General features: G+C 73.5%; 14 protein-coding genes. 7 read left to right on the top strand and 7 right to left on the bottom strand.

Going from position 1 to position 12,991, the window contains the following annotated elements; all coding sequences use genetic code 11:
• The first annotated feature begins 33 nt into the window (after nucleotides 1-33).
• On the top strand, nucleotides 34-951 hold the full coding sequence (locus tag ACIQUR_RS27680) for a LysR substrate-binding domain-containing protein (protein WP_403669633.1): 918 nt from the start codon (nucleotides 34-36) through the stop codon (nucleotides 949-951).
• 94 nt (nucleotides 952-1,045) lie between these two features.
• On the opposite strand, the gene ACIQUR_RS27675 is transcribed toward ACIQUR_RS27680, so the two are convergent.
• From ACIQUR_RS27675 to ACIQUR_RS27665, 3 genes are all read right to left on the bottom strand, one after another.
• Complete coding sequence (locus tag ACIQUR_RS27675; RefSeq protein ID WP_403669630.1) at nucleotides 1,046-1,996, bottom strand: LysR family transcriptional regulator; 951 nt, start codon at nucleotides 1,994-1,996, stop codon at nucleotides 1,046-1,048.
• 236 nt (nucleotides 1,997-2,232) lie between these two features.
• Nucleotides 2,233-2,934, bottom strand: a complete 702-nt coding sequence (locus ACIQUR_RS27670; RefSeq protein WP_403669627.1) for a 2-phosphosulfolactate phosphatase — start codon at nucleotides 2,932-2,934, stop codon at nucleotides 2,233-2,235.
• Nucleotides 2,935-3,091: 157 nt separating this feature from the next.
• A complete protein-coding gene (locus ACIQUR_RS27665) occupies nucleotides 3,092-3,871 on the bottom strand; it encodes a DeoR/GlpR family DNA-binding transcription regulator (RefSeq protein WP_403669624.1) in 780 nt (259 codons plus the stop codon).
• Nucleotides 3,872-4,028: 157 nt separating this feature from the next.
• On the opposite strand from ACIQUR_RS27665, the gene ACIQUR_RS27660 reads away from it, so the two are divergent.
• From ACIQUR_RS27660 to ACIQUR_RS27650, 3 genes are all read left to right on the top strand, one after another.
• Entirely contained in the window at nucleotides 4,029-5,054 is a 1,026-nt protein-coding gene (locus ACIQUR_RS27660; protein ID WP_403669622.1) for an SIS domain-containing protein, read from the top strand.
• Complete coding sequence (locus ACIQUR_RS27655) at nucleotides 5,054-5,929, top strand: ketose-bisphosphate aldolase (RefSeq protein WP_403669619.1); 876 nt, start codon at nucleotides 5,054-5,056, stop codon at nucleotides 5,927-5,929. Before ACIQUR_RS27660 ends, ACIQUR_RS27655 begins: the two co-directional genes overlap by 1 nt.
• A 98-nt stretch (nucleotides 5,930-6,027) precedes the next feature.
• Entirely contained in the window at nucleotides 6,028-7,218 is a 1,191-nt protein-coding gene (locus ACIQUR_RS27650) for an acyl-CoA dehydrogenase family protein (RefSeq protein ID WP_403669617.1), read from the top strand.
• Between the two features lie 37 nt (nucleotides 7,219-7,255).
• Here the strand turns inward: ACIQUR_RS27650 and ACIQUR_RS27645 are convergent, their stop codons facing one another.
• A complete protein-coding gene (locus tag ACIQUR_RS27645) occupies nucleotides 7,256-7,573 on the bottom strand; it encodes a BON domain-containing protein (RefSeq protein ID WP_403669615.1) in 318 nt (105 codons plus the stop codon).
• Nucleotides 7,574-7,998: 425 nt separating this feature from the next.
• Between ACIQUR_RS27645 and ACIQUR_RS27640 the strand changes: the two genes are divergently transcribed.
• On the top strand, nucleotides 7,999-9,201 hold the full coding sequence (locus ACIQUR_RS27640; protein ID WP_403669613.1) for an IS110 family transposase: 1,203 nt from the start codon (nucleotides 7,999-8,001) through the stop codon (nucleotides 9,199-9,201).
• A 6-nt stretch (nucleotides 9,202-9,207) separates the two neighbouring features.
• On the opposite strand, the gene ACIQUR_RS27635 is transcribed toward ACIQUR_RS27640, so the two are convergent.
• A complete protein-coding gene (locus ACIQUR_RS27635; protein ID WP_403669610.1) occupies nucleotides 9,208-9,519 on the bottom strand; it encodes a hypothetical protein in 312 nt (103 codons plus the stop codon).
• 400 nt (nucleotides 9,520-9,919) lie between these two features.
• On the opposite strand from ACIQUR_RS27635, the gene ACIQUR_RS27630 reads away from it, so the two are divergent.
• The gene (locus tag ACIQUR_RS27630) at nucleotides 9,920-10,420 is read left to right on the top strand and encodes a flavodoxin domain-containing protein (RefSeq protein ID WP_403669607.1); all 501 of its coding nucleotides are present in this window, start codon (nucleotides 9,920-9,922) and stop codon (nucleotides 10,418-10,420) included.
• A gap of 33 nt (nucleotides 10,421-10,453) precedes the next feature.
• Nucleotides 10,454-11,047 carry a hypothetical protein gene (locus tag ACIQUR_RS27625; protein ID WP_403669604.1) on the top strand — a complete coding sequence of 198 codons (594 nt, stop codon included), beginning with the start codon at nucleotides 10,454-10,456 and terminating at the stop codon, nucleotides 11,045-11,047.
• A gap of 55 nt (nucleotides 11,048-11,102) precedes the next feature.
• Here the strand turns inward: ACIQUR_RS27625 and ACIQUR_RS27620 are convergent, their stop codons facing one another.
• Nucleotides 11,103-12,092 carry an Acg family FMN-binding oxidoreductase gene (locus ACIQUR_RS27620; RefSeq protein ID WP_403669602.1) on the bottom strand — a complete coding sequence of 330 codons (990 nt, stop codon included), beginning with the start codon at nucleotides 12,090-12,092 and terminating at the stop codon, nucleotides 11,103-11,105.
• Between the two features lie 18 nt (nucleotides 12,093-12,110).
• Entirely contained in the window at nucleotides 12,111-12,812 is a 702-nt protein-coding gene (locus ACIQUR_RS27615; RefSeq protein WP_403669599.1) for a CBS domain-containing protein, read from the bottom strand.
• Nucleotides 12,813-12,991 lie beyond the last annotated feature (179 nt).

Raw genomic sequence — 12,991 nt, 5'->3', positions numbered from 1 at the left:
GGACCCCCGCGCCCCGCCTGTCACAATGGCGGAGTGATCGACCCACGGCGGCTGCGCATCCTGCGCGCCGTGGCGGACCACCGCACGGTGACCGCTGCGGCAGCCGCGCTCTACCTGACCCCGTCCGCCGTCTCCCAGCAGCTCGCCGCGCTGGAACAGGAGACCGGCCACGCCCTGCTCTCCCGCAGCGGGCGCGGCGTACGCCTGACCGCGGCCGGCGAGATCCTCCTGGCCCACGCCCACGCGGTGCAGGCCCAGCTGGAGCGCGCCGAGGCCGAACTCGCCGCCTACGCCGGCGGCGCGGCCGGCGAGGTCACCGTCGCCGCCTTCGCCACCGGCATCGCCGAGGTGCTGGCCCCCGCCATCGCCCGGCTCGCCCACGAGTTCCCCGGCATACGCGTCCGGGTCCGCGACGCCGAGGGCGACCAGAGCCTCCCGCTGCTGCTCGACGGCGAGGCCGACCTGGCCCTGGCCGTGGAGTACCGGGGCGGCCCGGCCCCCGACGACGGCCGGCTGTCCCTCGTACCGCTGTACGCCGAGCCGTTCGACGCCGTCCTGCCGGCCTCGCACCCGCTGAGCATCCACCCGGCCGTCGCCCTCGCCGAGCTGGCCGACAGCGACTGGATCAGCCCCTACCCGGGCAACCCCTGCCACGACGTGATGGTGACCGCCTGCGAACAGGCCGGCTTCCAGCCCCGGCTGGCCCACTCCTCCGACGACTTCCGGGCCGTGGTCGCCCTCGCGGGCGCGGGCGCCGGCGTCGCGCTCGTACCCCGGTCTGCCCTGCGCGGGATGGAGCTCAAGGACACCGTGGTGCGCCCCGTCACCGGCCCCGCGGCCACCCGCCGCGTGTTCGCGGCCACCCGGCGCGGCGCCGAGGCCCACCCGCTGCTGCGCCCGGTGCTGGACGCGCTGCGCCGGGAGGCCGGGAACCTGTCCACGTCGCGCTGAGGCGCGGGGCCCGGGCCGTTCCGGGAACGGCCGCCCGGCCGCCGGCTCCGTTCCCCGGGCGCCGGCCGGCACGCCCGTTCCGGGCCGCCCGGCCTCACGCCATCGACTGGGGCGCGGCCGGGCCGCCGTCGGCCGCCGCGCCGCCGGAGCGCTCGTACCGCTCGACCACGTACTCCACCGCCCCCATGAAGGCGCGCAGCAGCGGCGTCTCGGCACCCGCCCGCCAGACCAGCCCCCACTCCAGCGGCGGGGCGTCCACGATCGGCACGTACGCGATGTCCGAACGCTGGTAGAAGCGGGTCACCTGGGCGCCCACCGGGAAGGCCCCCTTGCCGGCCGCGATCAGTGCCAGCCCCTCCTGGAGCGACGCGATCTGCGGCCCGGGCGGGGGCGGCGGCTCCTCGTCGGCCTCCTCCCGGAGGGTGCGCTCGCGGGCCCAGTAGTCCGGCATCGTCGGCGTGCTCAGCATCGTGACCCGGGCCATCTCGGCGTGGGTCACCTCCGGCTGCGCGGCGAGCGGGTGCCGCGCGGACACGGCCAGCAGTCGGGGCTCGCGCACCAGCGGCTCGCTGGTGACCACGTCGTCCTCACGGACCGGGAAGCTCGCGTTGATCAGGTCCAGCTCCCCCTCGCGCACCGGGTCCTGCGCCACGCCGAAGGGCACGTCGGACAGCCGGACCTCGCAGTCGGGGTGCGTGGTGCGGAAGTGGTCGGCGGCGCAGACGAAGATCTGGCCCCAGAGGGCGCCGACGAAACCGACGCGGAGGGTCCCGGTGGTCCCGTGCGCGGTGGCGATGGCCCGGCGCACCGCCTCCAGGATCGCCCGGTGGTGCGGGGCGAGGTCGTCCAGGAGCTGCCGGCCGAGCGGGGTGAGGGCGACGGTGCGGCTGGTGCGGAGGAAGAGCGGGGCGCCGATCCGCCGCTCCAGCTTCTTGATGGTCTGGCTGATGTGGGCGCGCGAGACCCGGAGCCGGTCGGCGGCGCGGCCGAAGTGCAGCTCCTCGGACAGCACGAGGAATGCGTCCATCTCGTGGCGCTCCAGCACCGTGTCTCCTATCGGTAATCCAGAGTGACCGATTGTTGCAGCTTTTGGCGTTGTTCCTGGTCGGGGGCTTGATCCATCCTCTAGGAGGACGCGAGGTGACATCCGGCGCCGTCTCGTACGGGGGTTCAGACGGACCGGCCGCGTCCGTGCCGCAGAACCGTGTTCTGGGACGCGAAGGGCCCCGGAACCGGTTCCGGGGCCCTCGGCACGTCCGGGACCGTGACGCGCCGGAGCGGTCAGACCGACGTCTCGGGGGCCGGCGCGGGCGCGGGGTGCGGGCGCAGCACCATCAGCGAGTCCTCCGGGGACGCCACCATGGCGAACGGGAACCGGTCCAGCTCCAGGCACAGCGCGACGTCGTCGGGATGGACGCCCCGGCGCACGCCCTCCGCCAGCTCGGCGGCGGCGCGCGACGTACGGGCGCGGCGGAGGAACGGGGCGGCTTCCGTCCGGGCCCCGGTGGCCCGCCGGGCGATGTACTGGGCGCACGCCAGGTCCTCCTCGGCGCGCCCGTCCTCGCCGGTGACCACGAACGTGATGCTGTCGCCCCCGCGTGACCGCAGCAGCCGGGCCGTCGCCTCCGCCACCGCGAACGAGGCGCACAGCACCAGCGACGCCTCCTTCACCGCGAGGGCGCCGACCGTGCCTGCGGTGGTCTTCTGCACGACCGTGCGTCCGCCGAGGTCGGCGGCCCGCAGCAGTCCCGGCGAGTTGACGTGGTCGAATCCGGCCGAGGGCGGACCGTCCTTGAGGGCCACCCAGGACGGGTGGCGGGCCTTCAGTTCCAGGGCCTCGTCGAGCGACTCGGCAAGAACGATCTTCTCCGCCCCTCGGGCGAAGGCCCAGGCGGCCACCGTGAAGGCGCGCATGACGTCGACCACGACCGCCACGGGAGGGACTTCGGCCAGGTCGTCGATCGCGAGGAAGTGAGCGTCCATCCGCTCATGGTCGTGTACGTCCGGACCCGAACCGGCCGGGTGGTGGCGCGCATCACACCGCTCGCGGGGTGGTACGCCTCATTCCGGCCGGGGCAGCCGGGCCGGCCGGTCCGAGGGGTCGCGGGTCCGGGGGCTCGCCGGTCCGGCGGTTCGCCGGTCAGACGGCGATCACCTCGACGCCCGCCTCGCGGAACCGCTCGGCCGTCTCCGCCGGCACGGCCGCGTCCGTGACCAGCACGTCCACCCGCTCCGTGGGGCACATGGCGGCGAAGGCCCGCCGGCCGAGCTTGCTGGAGTCCGTCACCACCACGACCCGCCGGGCGCGCTCGCACAGGAGCCGGTTGATCGCCGCCTCGTCCTGGTCGTGCGCGGCGGTGCCGTGCTCGGGGTCGAAGGCGTCGACGCCGACCAGCGCGGTGTCCAGGGTGATCTGGCCCAGGACGCCGTCCGCGAGCGGGCCGATCAGCTCGTACGTCTGGGGGCGGGCCACCCCGCCGGTCACCACGATCTTGAACTGGGGGCGGATGGCCAGCTCGGCGGCGATGTTGAGGGCGTTGGTCACCACCGTCAGCGCGGGTGAGCCCTCGGCCAGCTCCGGCCGGGCGGCCAGCGCGCGGGCCACCTCGGTGGTCGTCGTACCGCCCGTCAGGCCCACCACCTCGCCGGGCGCGACCAGCTCCGCCACCGCCGCGCTGATCCGCTGCTTCTCGGCGGCCCGGCGCGAGCCGCGGTAGCGCAGGGGGAGTTCGTACGAGACCCCGTGGAGCACCGCACCGCCGCGGGTGCGGACCAGCAGCTGCTGCTCCGCGAGCTGGTCGAAGTCCCGCCGGATCGTGGCCGCGGACACCCCGAGGGCCTCCGCGGCGGCCTCCACGTCGAGGCGCCCCCGCTCCACGAGCAGGTCCAGCAGTGTCTTCCAGCGCGCGTCGCGGGACATGGAGGCGGCTCCCAACCTCTCGGGGGACGAGTCTTGGGACGGCGTCCGGCCGTACCGCCTGCACCCTATCCCGACAATCACGCGGCCAGATGCTTGAAGTTGCTCGAAACCACGCGCTAACTTGCAAGAACGAGCATCTCGAAGGAGTCCGTCAGGAATGAGCGCAGACGTGAGCGCAGGAACCAGCAGTACGGAAACCAAGGGCGCCCGCCGGTCGGCGGCCGGCGCGAGCGTCGCCGGCCCGGGCCGGGCCGCCCCCGGCCCGGGCCGGGCCGCCCCCGGCCACGCCGCGACCACCAGCCACGCCGCCCGTGAACTGGCCACCCAGCCCGAGTGCTGGCAGCGCGCCGCCGACCTCGCACCCGGCCACCGCGACCGCCTCCCGGCCCCCGGCGAGCGCGTCGCGATCACCGGCTGCGGCACCTCCTACTACATGGCCAAGGCCGCCGCCGTGCTGCGCGAGCGGGCCGGGCTGGGGGAGACGGACGCCTTCCCCGCCTCCGAGTTCCCGGTCGGCCGCCGCTACGACCGGGTGGTCGCGCTGACCCGCTCCGGCACCACCACAGAGGTGCTGGACCTCCTCGCCCGGCTGCGGGGCACCACCCGCACCACCGCGGTGATCGGCGACGCCGGCACCCCCGTCGTCGACCTGGCCGACGACCTCGTCGTACTCGACTTCGCCGACGAGTCCTCGGTCGTCCAGACCCGCTTCGCCACCACCGCCCTCACCCTGCTCCGCGCCCACCTGGGCCTGAACCCCGAATGGCTGGTCGAGGACGCCCGCACCGCCCTCGCCGAGCCCCTCCCGCCCGGCCTCGCCGCCTGCGGCCAGTTCACCTTCCTCGGCCGCGGCTGGACCACCGGCCTCGCCGAGGAGGCGGCGCTCAAGATGCGCGAGGCCTCCCTCTCCTGGGCCGAGGCCTACCCGGCCATGGAGTACCGGCACGGCCCGATCAGCGTCACCACCTCCGGCGGCGCCACCGTGATGCTCGGCCAGGCGCCGTACGGGCTGGAGGAGCAGGTGCGCGCCACCGGCGCCCGCTGGGTGAACGTCACGCTCGACCCGCTCGCCGGCCTGGTCGTCGCGCAGCGCCTCGCGCTCGCCGTCGCCGCCGCCCGGGGCCTCGACCCGGACCGGCCGCGCCACCTCACCCGCTCCGTCGTCCTGGAGGATGAGCACTGATGGCCCTGGTCAACACCGGTGACCTGGTCGCGGAGGCGGCCGCGACCGGCGGTGCCGTCGCCGCCTTCAACATCATCACCCTGGAGCACGCCGAGGCCGTGGTCGCCGGCGCGGAGGCCGCCGGCTCGCCCGTGGTCCTCCAGATCAGCGAGAACGCCGTCAAGTACCGGCACGGCCGGGTGCTCCCGCTGGCCCGCGCCGCCGCTGCGGCCGCTGCGGCCGCCACCGTGCCCGTCGGCCTCCACCTCGACCACGTGAAGAGCCCCGAGCTGCTGCGCCAGGCCGCCGACGCCGGATTCGGTTCCGTCATGTACGACGCGGCGCACCTGCCGTACGCGGAGAACCTGGCCGCCACCCGCGCCGCCGCCGACTGGGCCCACGCCAACGGCCTCTGGATCGAGGCGGAACTGGGCGAGGTGGGTGGCAAGAACGGCGCCGCCCCGCTCGACCCGCACGCCCCCGGTGCCCGTACCGACCCCGACGAGGCCCGCGCGTTCGTCGAGGCCTCCGGCGTGGACGCCCTCGCCGTCGCGGTCGGCTCCAGCCACGCCATGACCACCCGCACCGCGGCCCTGGACCACGACCTGCTGGCCAGGCTCTCCGCCGCCCTGAGCGTGCCGCTGGTCCTGCACGGCTCCTCCGGCCTGCCCGACGCCGAACTCGCCGCCGCCGTCGCCGGCGGCATCAGCAAGGTCAACATCGGCACCGCCCTCAATCTCGCCATGACCGACGCCATCCGCACGTACCTCACCGCCCACCCCAGCGCGGTGGACAGCCGCGCGTACCTGTCCGAGGGCCGGGCCGCCATGGTCCGCACCGCCGCCGCCCTGATCGCCGCCCTCCGGGCCGGAGTGCCCGCCGGCGCCCGGATCTGACGGCACGTCACGGCCCTTCCGGAATCCTGGAACAGGTTCTAGTCTGTGCGCCGCGCAGTGGACGGAACAGTTCGCCACGGGAGACTCCTGGAGGGGCCGTGCACCTCGAATACACGCCTGAGCAGCAGCGGCTGCGCGCCGAACTGCGCGCCTACTTCGCCGAGCTGGTCCCCGAGGACGTCTACGCCCGCTACGAGGACCCGGCCGCCCAGAAGCGCTTCTACCGCGAGACCATCCGCCGCCTGGGCACCGACGGCTGGCTCGGGGTCGGCTGGCCGAAGGAGTACGGCGGCCGCGGCATGTCCCCGATGGACCAGTTCATCTTCTTCGACGAGGCCGCCCAGGCCGTGGTGCCGCTGCCGCTCATGGCCCTCAACACCGTCGGTCCCACGATCATGCAGTTCGGCACCGAGGAGCAGAAGGCCCACTTCCTGCCGCGCATCCTGTCCGGCGAGATCGACTTCGCCATCGGCTACAGCGAGCCCGACGCCGGCACCGACCTCGCGGCCCTCAGGTGCAAGGCCGTACGGGAGGGTGACGAGGAGACCGGCACGTACGTGGTCAACGGCCAGAAGATCTGGACCACCAACGGCGACACCGCCGACTGGGTCTGGCTCGCCGTGCGCACCGACCCGGACGCCCCCGCGCACAAGGGCATCACCATGCTGCTGGTCCCCACCAGCGACCCCGGCTACAGCTGCACCCTCATCAACACCCTGGCCTCGCACGACACCACCGCCAGCTACTACGAGGACATCCGCGTCCCCGCCTCGCGCCGGGTCGGCCAGGAGAACAAGGGCTGGCGCTTGATCACCAACCAGCTCAACCACGAGCGGGTCACCCTCGCCGCCCACGGCACCATGGCCATCCGCGCCCTGCACGACGTACAGCGCTGGGCCTCCGCGACCAAACTCGCCGACGGCCGCCGCGTCATCGACCTCGGCTGGGTCCGCGGCCGCCTGGCCCGCACCCACGCCCGCCTCGACGCGATGAAGCTGCTCAACTGGCAGATGGTCAACGCCGTCCAGGACGGCACCCTCACCCCCCAGGACGCCTCGGCCGTCAAGGTCTACGGCTCCGAGGCCCGGCGCGACGCGTACGCCTGGCTGATGGAGGTGGTGGCCGCGGCCGGCCCCCTCAAGGACGGCTCGGCCGGCGCCGTCCTGCACGGCGAACTCGAACGCGGCTACCGCTCCGCCGTCATCTTCACCTTCGGCGGCGGCAACAACGAGATCCAGCGCGAGATCATCTCGTGGATCGGCCTGGGCATGCCCCGCGTCCGCCGCTGACGCCCGGGCACGGGGCACCGCGGCCGGTACGGCGGCCTCAGTCGGGCGCGGACGCCCGGAGCCGGCACCGGACGTCGACGACGCCCTCGACGGCGCGGGCCGTACGTTCGGCGAGCGGGATCAGGTGCTCGTCCCGGACCTCGCCCGTCAGGGTGGCCACGCCCTGGGTGACGGTGACCTTGACGGCCTTGCGTGACAGGGGGAACAGGCGGTCGACGACCTCGCGGCGGATCTCGGAGACCAGGTCGTCGTCGGAGCGCAGGAACACCTCCAGGAGGTCGGCCCGGCTGACGATGCCCACGAGGGTGCCGTCGGCATCGACGACGGGGAGGCGCTTGACGCGGTGCTCCGCCATCAGGCAGCAGGTCGGCCTCCGAGCCCACGCCGACCACATGGCCCTCGCCCTCGACCACCGGGACCGCGGTGACCTTCCACCGCACCAGCGGCGGCGATCTCCTTGAACCCGGCGGTGCGCGTGACCGCCACGATCTTCTTCGTCATCACGTCGGCGACGGCGTACATGGGTGCCTCCCGGTCTCCCCGTTACCTTTTTCGTGGCTCCGCAATGGGGCCTCCGGCCTTCGGGTCCGGCATGACTTCCCCCCCTTGTTGTTGATGATCCGGGGGGTGGTGTCTCCGGTCCCGGAGGCATCGACGGACCGCTGATGAGGGGCTTGAGCACCGGCTTCACCCAAGACCGGAAGAGCTCTCCGTAACGTGGATGTGGCAGCTCGGTGCCGAGGCAAGGCCGGACGAAAGCGTGAGCGGAGGGGTCTGCACGTGATCGACACCGGCGACATCGACGTCTTCCTCGGCCTGGACGTCGGCAAAGGCGAACACCACGCCACCGCCGTCACCCCGGCTGGCAAGAAAGCCTTCGACAAGCGGTTACCCAACACCGAACCCAAGCTCCGCGAGCTCTTCGCCAAGCTGAAGGCCAAGCACGGAACAGTGCTGGTCGTGGTCGACCAGCCGGCCTCGATCGGCGCCCTGCCGCTGGCCGTGGCCCGGGACATGGGCTGCCCAGTCGCCTACCTGCCCGGCCTGACGATGCGGCGGATCGCCGACCTCTACCCCGGCGAGGCCAAGACCGACGCGAAGGACGCGTTCATCATCGCGGACGCCGCCCGGGCGATGCCCCACACGCTGCGGGCGATCGACGGCGAGGACGAGACCATCGCCGAGTTGGAGATGATCGTCGGGTTCGACGACGACCTGGCCAGCGAGGCCACCAGGGTCGCGAACCGGCTCCACGGCCTGCTGACGCAAATCCATCCCTCGCTGGAGCGGGTGCTGGGGCCACGGTTGCAGCACCCGGCGGTGCTGGCCTTGCTGGAGCGGTTGGGTTCACCGGCCCAGATCCGCAAGGCCGGCAGGCGCCGCCTGGTCACGCTGCTACGGCCGAAGGCACCGCGGATGGCCGAGCGACTGGTCGAGGACATCTTCACCGCCTTGGACGAGCAGACCGTCACCGTTCCGGGGACCGAGGCGGCCGCGCTGATCGTCCCGAGCCTGGCCGGGTCGCTGACAGCCGTCCTTGACCAGCGCAAGCTGCTGGCTGGGCGGATCGAGGAACTCCTGGAAGCCCACCCTCTTTCGCAGGTCCTGAGGTCGATGCCGGGAGTCGGCGTCAGGACCGGAGCCAGGATCCTGATCGAGGTCGGCGACGGCAGCACCTTCCCGACTGCTGGCCACCTCGCCGCCTACGCCGGCCTCGCCCCGGCGACCCGAAGTTCGGGGTCTTCAATCCGCGGCGAACAGCCTTCCAGGAGAGGGAACAAGCAGCTCAAACGGACTTTCTTCCTCTCCGCGTTCGCGGCCCTGGGCGATCCGGCATCCCGCTCCTATTACGACAAGAAGATCGCCCAGGGCAAACACCACACTCAGGCCTTGCTCTGCCTCGCCCGACGACGAGCCGATGTCCTCTTCGCGACGCTCCGCGACGGAACCTTCTATGAGTCCCGGTCCGCCGCAGTGACTTGAGATCGGTCAGAGGGGCGAATCGCAGTCAAACTCGAACGTCTCTATGGCAGCGCCGGCGGGAAACTCCGGGTGGTCGCGCCAGACCTGAGCGAAGGCGACCAGAAGGTTCCACGAGGCGGTTGCATGCAACTCGGTCTTTGCCGCCTGCTCAAGTTGAGCGGATCGATGGAAGCGCACCGCCATGATCTGCTTGTCTGCGGCCAGACGCAGAGCTATGGCCGCGCGTCTGGCTTCGCCTTGAAGCAGGGACGTGTCGGGGATGCGCCCCAACACGAAACGGACCAGCTGTGTGACCTGCTCCTCAGTGATCCGCTCCACTCATTCCCCCTGCGGCTGACAAGCCTGTTTGCCTGGTGCGGCGCCTATTATCGCACCTCAGCACGCTTCCAGCCGTGCCCCGGTTCCCTCAGCTGGATCTACGAACGGACCAAGAGCGACAGAGCCACGGACGGACACCCGCCACTCCCGCCGGGAGACCTCCGCAGGCGCCCACATGACTTGACCAAAGACATAGGGGCACCCCCCCCCGAGCAGCGACTGCGGCCGGGCGTGGGGGGAGGGCCGAATGGTCCCCTGTGGGGGTCCGCAGGCCCCAAGCGCCGTTGACCGCCGACGCGCGACAGTGGAACCGGAACCCATCCGGGGCGGCGCCGTCCGCCCGGAGCAGCCGGTGCATCCCCGTCGTACACGGCGGTGCCGATGCCACGGAGGGAGAGTCATGAACACCAAGCGCGTCCTGGTCGCCTACGGAACCAAGCACGGCGCGACGGCGGGGATCGCCGAGGAGATCGGCAAGACCCTCCGCGAGGACGGCCTCGACGCGGTCGTCCTGCCCGCCGACGACGTGGCCGACGTGCGGAGCTTCGACGCCGTCGTGCTCGGCGGGGCACTGTACGCCGGTCACTGGAGCGGCAAGGCGAAGCGCTGCGCCGAACGCAACGAGCAGTACCTCAGGCACCGCCCCGTCTGGCTCTTCAGCAGCGGGCCGGTCGACAGCTCCGCCGAGCAGCACGAGATCCCGCCGGTCAAGGCCGTGGCACGGCAGATGGAACGGCTCGGTGCGCGCGAGCACATGACCTTCGGCGGCAGCATCACCGACAGCACCCCCGGTTTCATCGCCAAGGCGATGGTCCGCCACGGCAAGGGCGGCGACTTCCGCAACCCCGAGCGGATCCAGACCTGGGCCCACCACATCAGCCGGGAACTCACCGCCGCCTGAGGAGCGGCGCAGGGAGCAGCACGAAGGCCCGCCATGACCCACCGGAAGCTCCGTGCGGAGGGCAATCCGCTGCGCCGGGCCGCCGACCGCACCCGCGCCCGCTGGCACGCCGCCTTCGCACTGGCCTGCGTCCTCGCCGTGGCCGTCGGCGTCCTCGCCGCCCTGGCGGTGAGGACCGCGGACACCCGTACCGCGCAGGCACAGGCCGCCCACCGCCACCGGGTGACGGCCACGGTGACCGCGGCACCGACCCCGGCCGTGGCGGCCCGTTCCGGTGGCCGCGCCACGACGGCGCAGGCCGTCTGGCGGTACCCCGCCGATGTCGAGCACACCGGAACCGTTCCCGTGGCGCCCCGCACGCGGGCCCGCGACCGTGTCCCCCTGTGGGTCGACGACCGCGGGGAGGCGGCCCGCGCACCTGCCACGGCCAGGGACATCGTCCTGACCGCGGTCGGGGTCGGCGCAGGCGTCTGCGCGCTGACCGCCCTGTGCGCGGGGGGAGTTGTTCACCTGCGCCTGCGCCGGGTGCAGGCGCAGTCGCTGCGGGCGTGGGAGCAGGAGTGGGAGCAGGTCGAGCCACGTTGGACGGGGCGGCTCCGCCCCGGACCGGGGGCCGGCGATGACTGACCGCCGACGCCGCCGGTGAGGTGCTGCCGGATGCCTCGGCGTCCGCTGTCGGGCCTCAGCGCACTTCGAGGACTTCGGCGGCCGGGCGGCGTGGTGTGGGGGTGCCGGGGGGCCCGTAACCGAGGCGGAGGACCATCTGGACGTGTCCCGCGCACGCGAGGGGGTCGCGGGCGGCCCAGCGCAGCTGCGGCCACTCCAGGGGGTGGGAGGTCATGGAGGTGGCCAGTCCGTCGGTGGTGGCCCGGAGCAGGACACGGTGCAGGGCCTGGCCGGCGCGCAGCCAGGCGGCGGGTCCGTCGCCGTCCGTGGTCAGGAGGGCGAGTTGCGGGTCCTTCTCGAAGGTCGCCCGGGACCGCCCGCGTACGGTGCGGATGCGCCCGAAATCGCGCACGGCGGCGTTGCCGGCGGTGGCGCGCGGGCCGAACGCGGTCACGGGGACGCCGTCGTTGCGGCCCCCCGTGCCGGGCCCGGCGTGCGCCCAGGCGGCCGTCTCGGCGCGCGCGACCGGGTCCGTCTCCTCGCGGTGCTCGGCGTCGCGGGCGAGCTCCAGGACCGTCCGGACGTGCCACGGCTCGGGGATCGTGAGCCGGCAGCCCTCCCTCCGGGCGGCGGCGGCCAGCCCCGCCAGGACGGGAGCCGGCACGGGTTCGTCACCGAAGGGGGAACGGCTGCTGTGGCGGCGGCGGAGGGCGGGATGGAGACCTGCCGGATCCGGACCGGCTTCGGGGGACGCGCTGAAACCCACGGTGGCGAACCACCACGGGTCGGCGGGGTCGGGGAGGGGCAGGACCTGCGCCCGGAGTCCGCGATGGGCCGCCGAGACACGCAGGCCGAACAGGGCGGCGCCGCAGCCGAGGTGGAGGGCGCGGTGGTCGGGGTCGGCGTGGGCCATGGCGCGGCCGGGGTCGCCGTGCAGCTCGATGGTGGCGGTGCCCCTGCGCAGGACGAAGTGCCAGGGCTGGGCGTTGTGCATCGACGGGGCGGTGACGGCGTCGTCGACGAGCCGGACGACGGTGAGGGGGTCGAGGAGGAGACGAGCGGTCATGGGGTGTCCTGTCAGGGCTCACCACGGCATCGCGTGGCGAGGGGCTTCGGGAGGAGCTGTGGCGTCGTCGCGGGCGGTGACGCGGGAGGCCACGGCGACGACTCCGTCGAGGCGTTCGACCAGGTTCTGCAGGACGGGGAGCTGGCTCGTGCGGTCCAGGCGGCCGGACAGCGTGACGATGCCGTCGACGACGTGTACCTCGACCGCGTCCGCGGGCACGCCCAGGACGCCCGAGAGGACGTCGTGCTGGATCCGGTGCCGGATCTCCGCGTCCGGCCGCAGGAACATGCGGAGCAGGTCGCGGCGCGTGACGATGCCCACGATCCGGTCCTCGACGTCCACCACGGGCAGCCGCTCGACTCCCCGGCGGGCCATCAGCCGTGCCGCGTCGGCGGCCGGCACGTCGGCGTGCACCGTGACCGCCGGAGCGGACATCACCTCACCCGCCGTCCGGCGGGACGGGACCGGGGCCCGGGGGCCCGGGCCGCCCGGCAACTGCCGGAGCCCGGCGGTGTCCGCCTCGGCGCCGTGCGGCGGATCCACCTGTGCCAGGAGGTCGGTCTGCGAGACGACGCCGAGGACCCGGTCCTCCTCGTCGAGCACGGGAACGCCCGTGATGTCGTGCTGCACCAGGAGCTTGGCGATGTCCTTGAAGGGGGTGGCCGGAACGACGGACACCACCTCTCCGGTCATCAGCTCCGCGACCTTCACGTGCCGCATGGGGACCTCCCGCCGTCGGCGCGCCCTGTCTCCCCGGACGCGTGGCCAGATCTCCACCGTCCACCCGGTGACCGAGGCAGGGGAGGGCCGAACGGGCCCGTCGCGTGCCCGGCCGGGCCACCCACCCGTGCCACCCGGCCCCACACCGCGCGGACGGGGACCTTCAGTCCCGCACCGGG

The organism is Streptomyces sp. NPDC101132 (assembly GCF_044759225.1).
Lineage (GTDB): Bacteria > Actinomycetota > Actinomycetes > Streptomycetales > Streptomycetaceae > Streptomyces.
This window is presented reverse-complemented; position numbering and strand designations above follow the sequence as displayed.

Excerpts from the sequence above, each read along its gene's own strand:
- ACIQUR_RS27625 (WP_403669604.1), top strand. The coding sequence starts at position 10,454 with ATGACCCACCGGAAGCTCCGTGCGGAGGGCAATCCGCTGCGCCGGGCC.
- ACIQUR_RS27655 (WP_403669619.1), top strand. The coding sequence starts at position 5,054 with ATGGCCCTGGTCAACACCGGTGACCTGGTCGCGGAGGCGGCCGCGACC.
- ACIQUR_RS27630 (WP_403669607.1), top strand. The coding sequence starts at position 9,920 with ATGAACACCAAGCGCGTCCTGGTCGCCTACGGAACCAAGCACGGCGCG.
- ACIQUR_RS27615 (WP_403669599.1), bottom strand. The coding sequence starts at position 12,812 with ATGCGGCACGTGAAGGTCGCGGAGCTGATGACCGGAGAGGTGGTGTCC.
- ACIQUR_RS27645 (WP_403669615.1), bottom strand. The coding sequence starts at position 7,573 with ATGGCGGAGCACCGCGTCAAGCGCCTCCCCGTCGTCGATGCCGACGGC.
- ACIQUR_RS27665 (WP_403669624.1), bottom strand. The coding sequence starts at position 3,871 with ATGTCCCGCGACGCGCGCTGGAAGACACTGCTGGACCTGCTCGTGGAG.
- ACIQUR_RS27660 (WP_403669622.1), top strand. The coding sequence starts at position 4,029 with ATGAGCGCAGACGTGAGCGCAGGAACCAGCAGTACGGAAACCAAGGGC.
- ACIQUR_RS27670 (WP_403669627.1), bottom strand. The coding sequence starts at position 2,934 with ATGGACGCTCACTTCCTCGCGATCGACGACCTGGCCGAAGTCCCTCCC.
- ACIQUR_RS27620 (WP_403669602.1), bottom strand. The coding sequence starts at position 12,092 with ATGACCGCTCGTCTCCTCCTCGACCCCCTCACCGTCGTCCGGCTCGTC.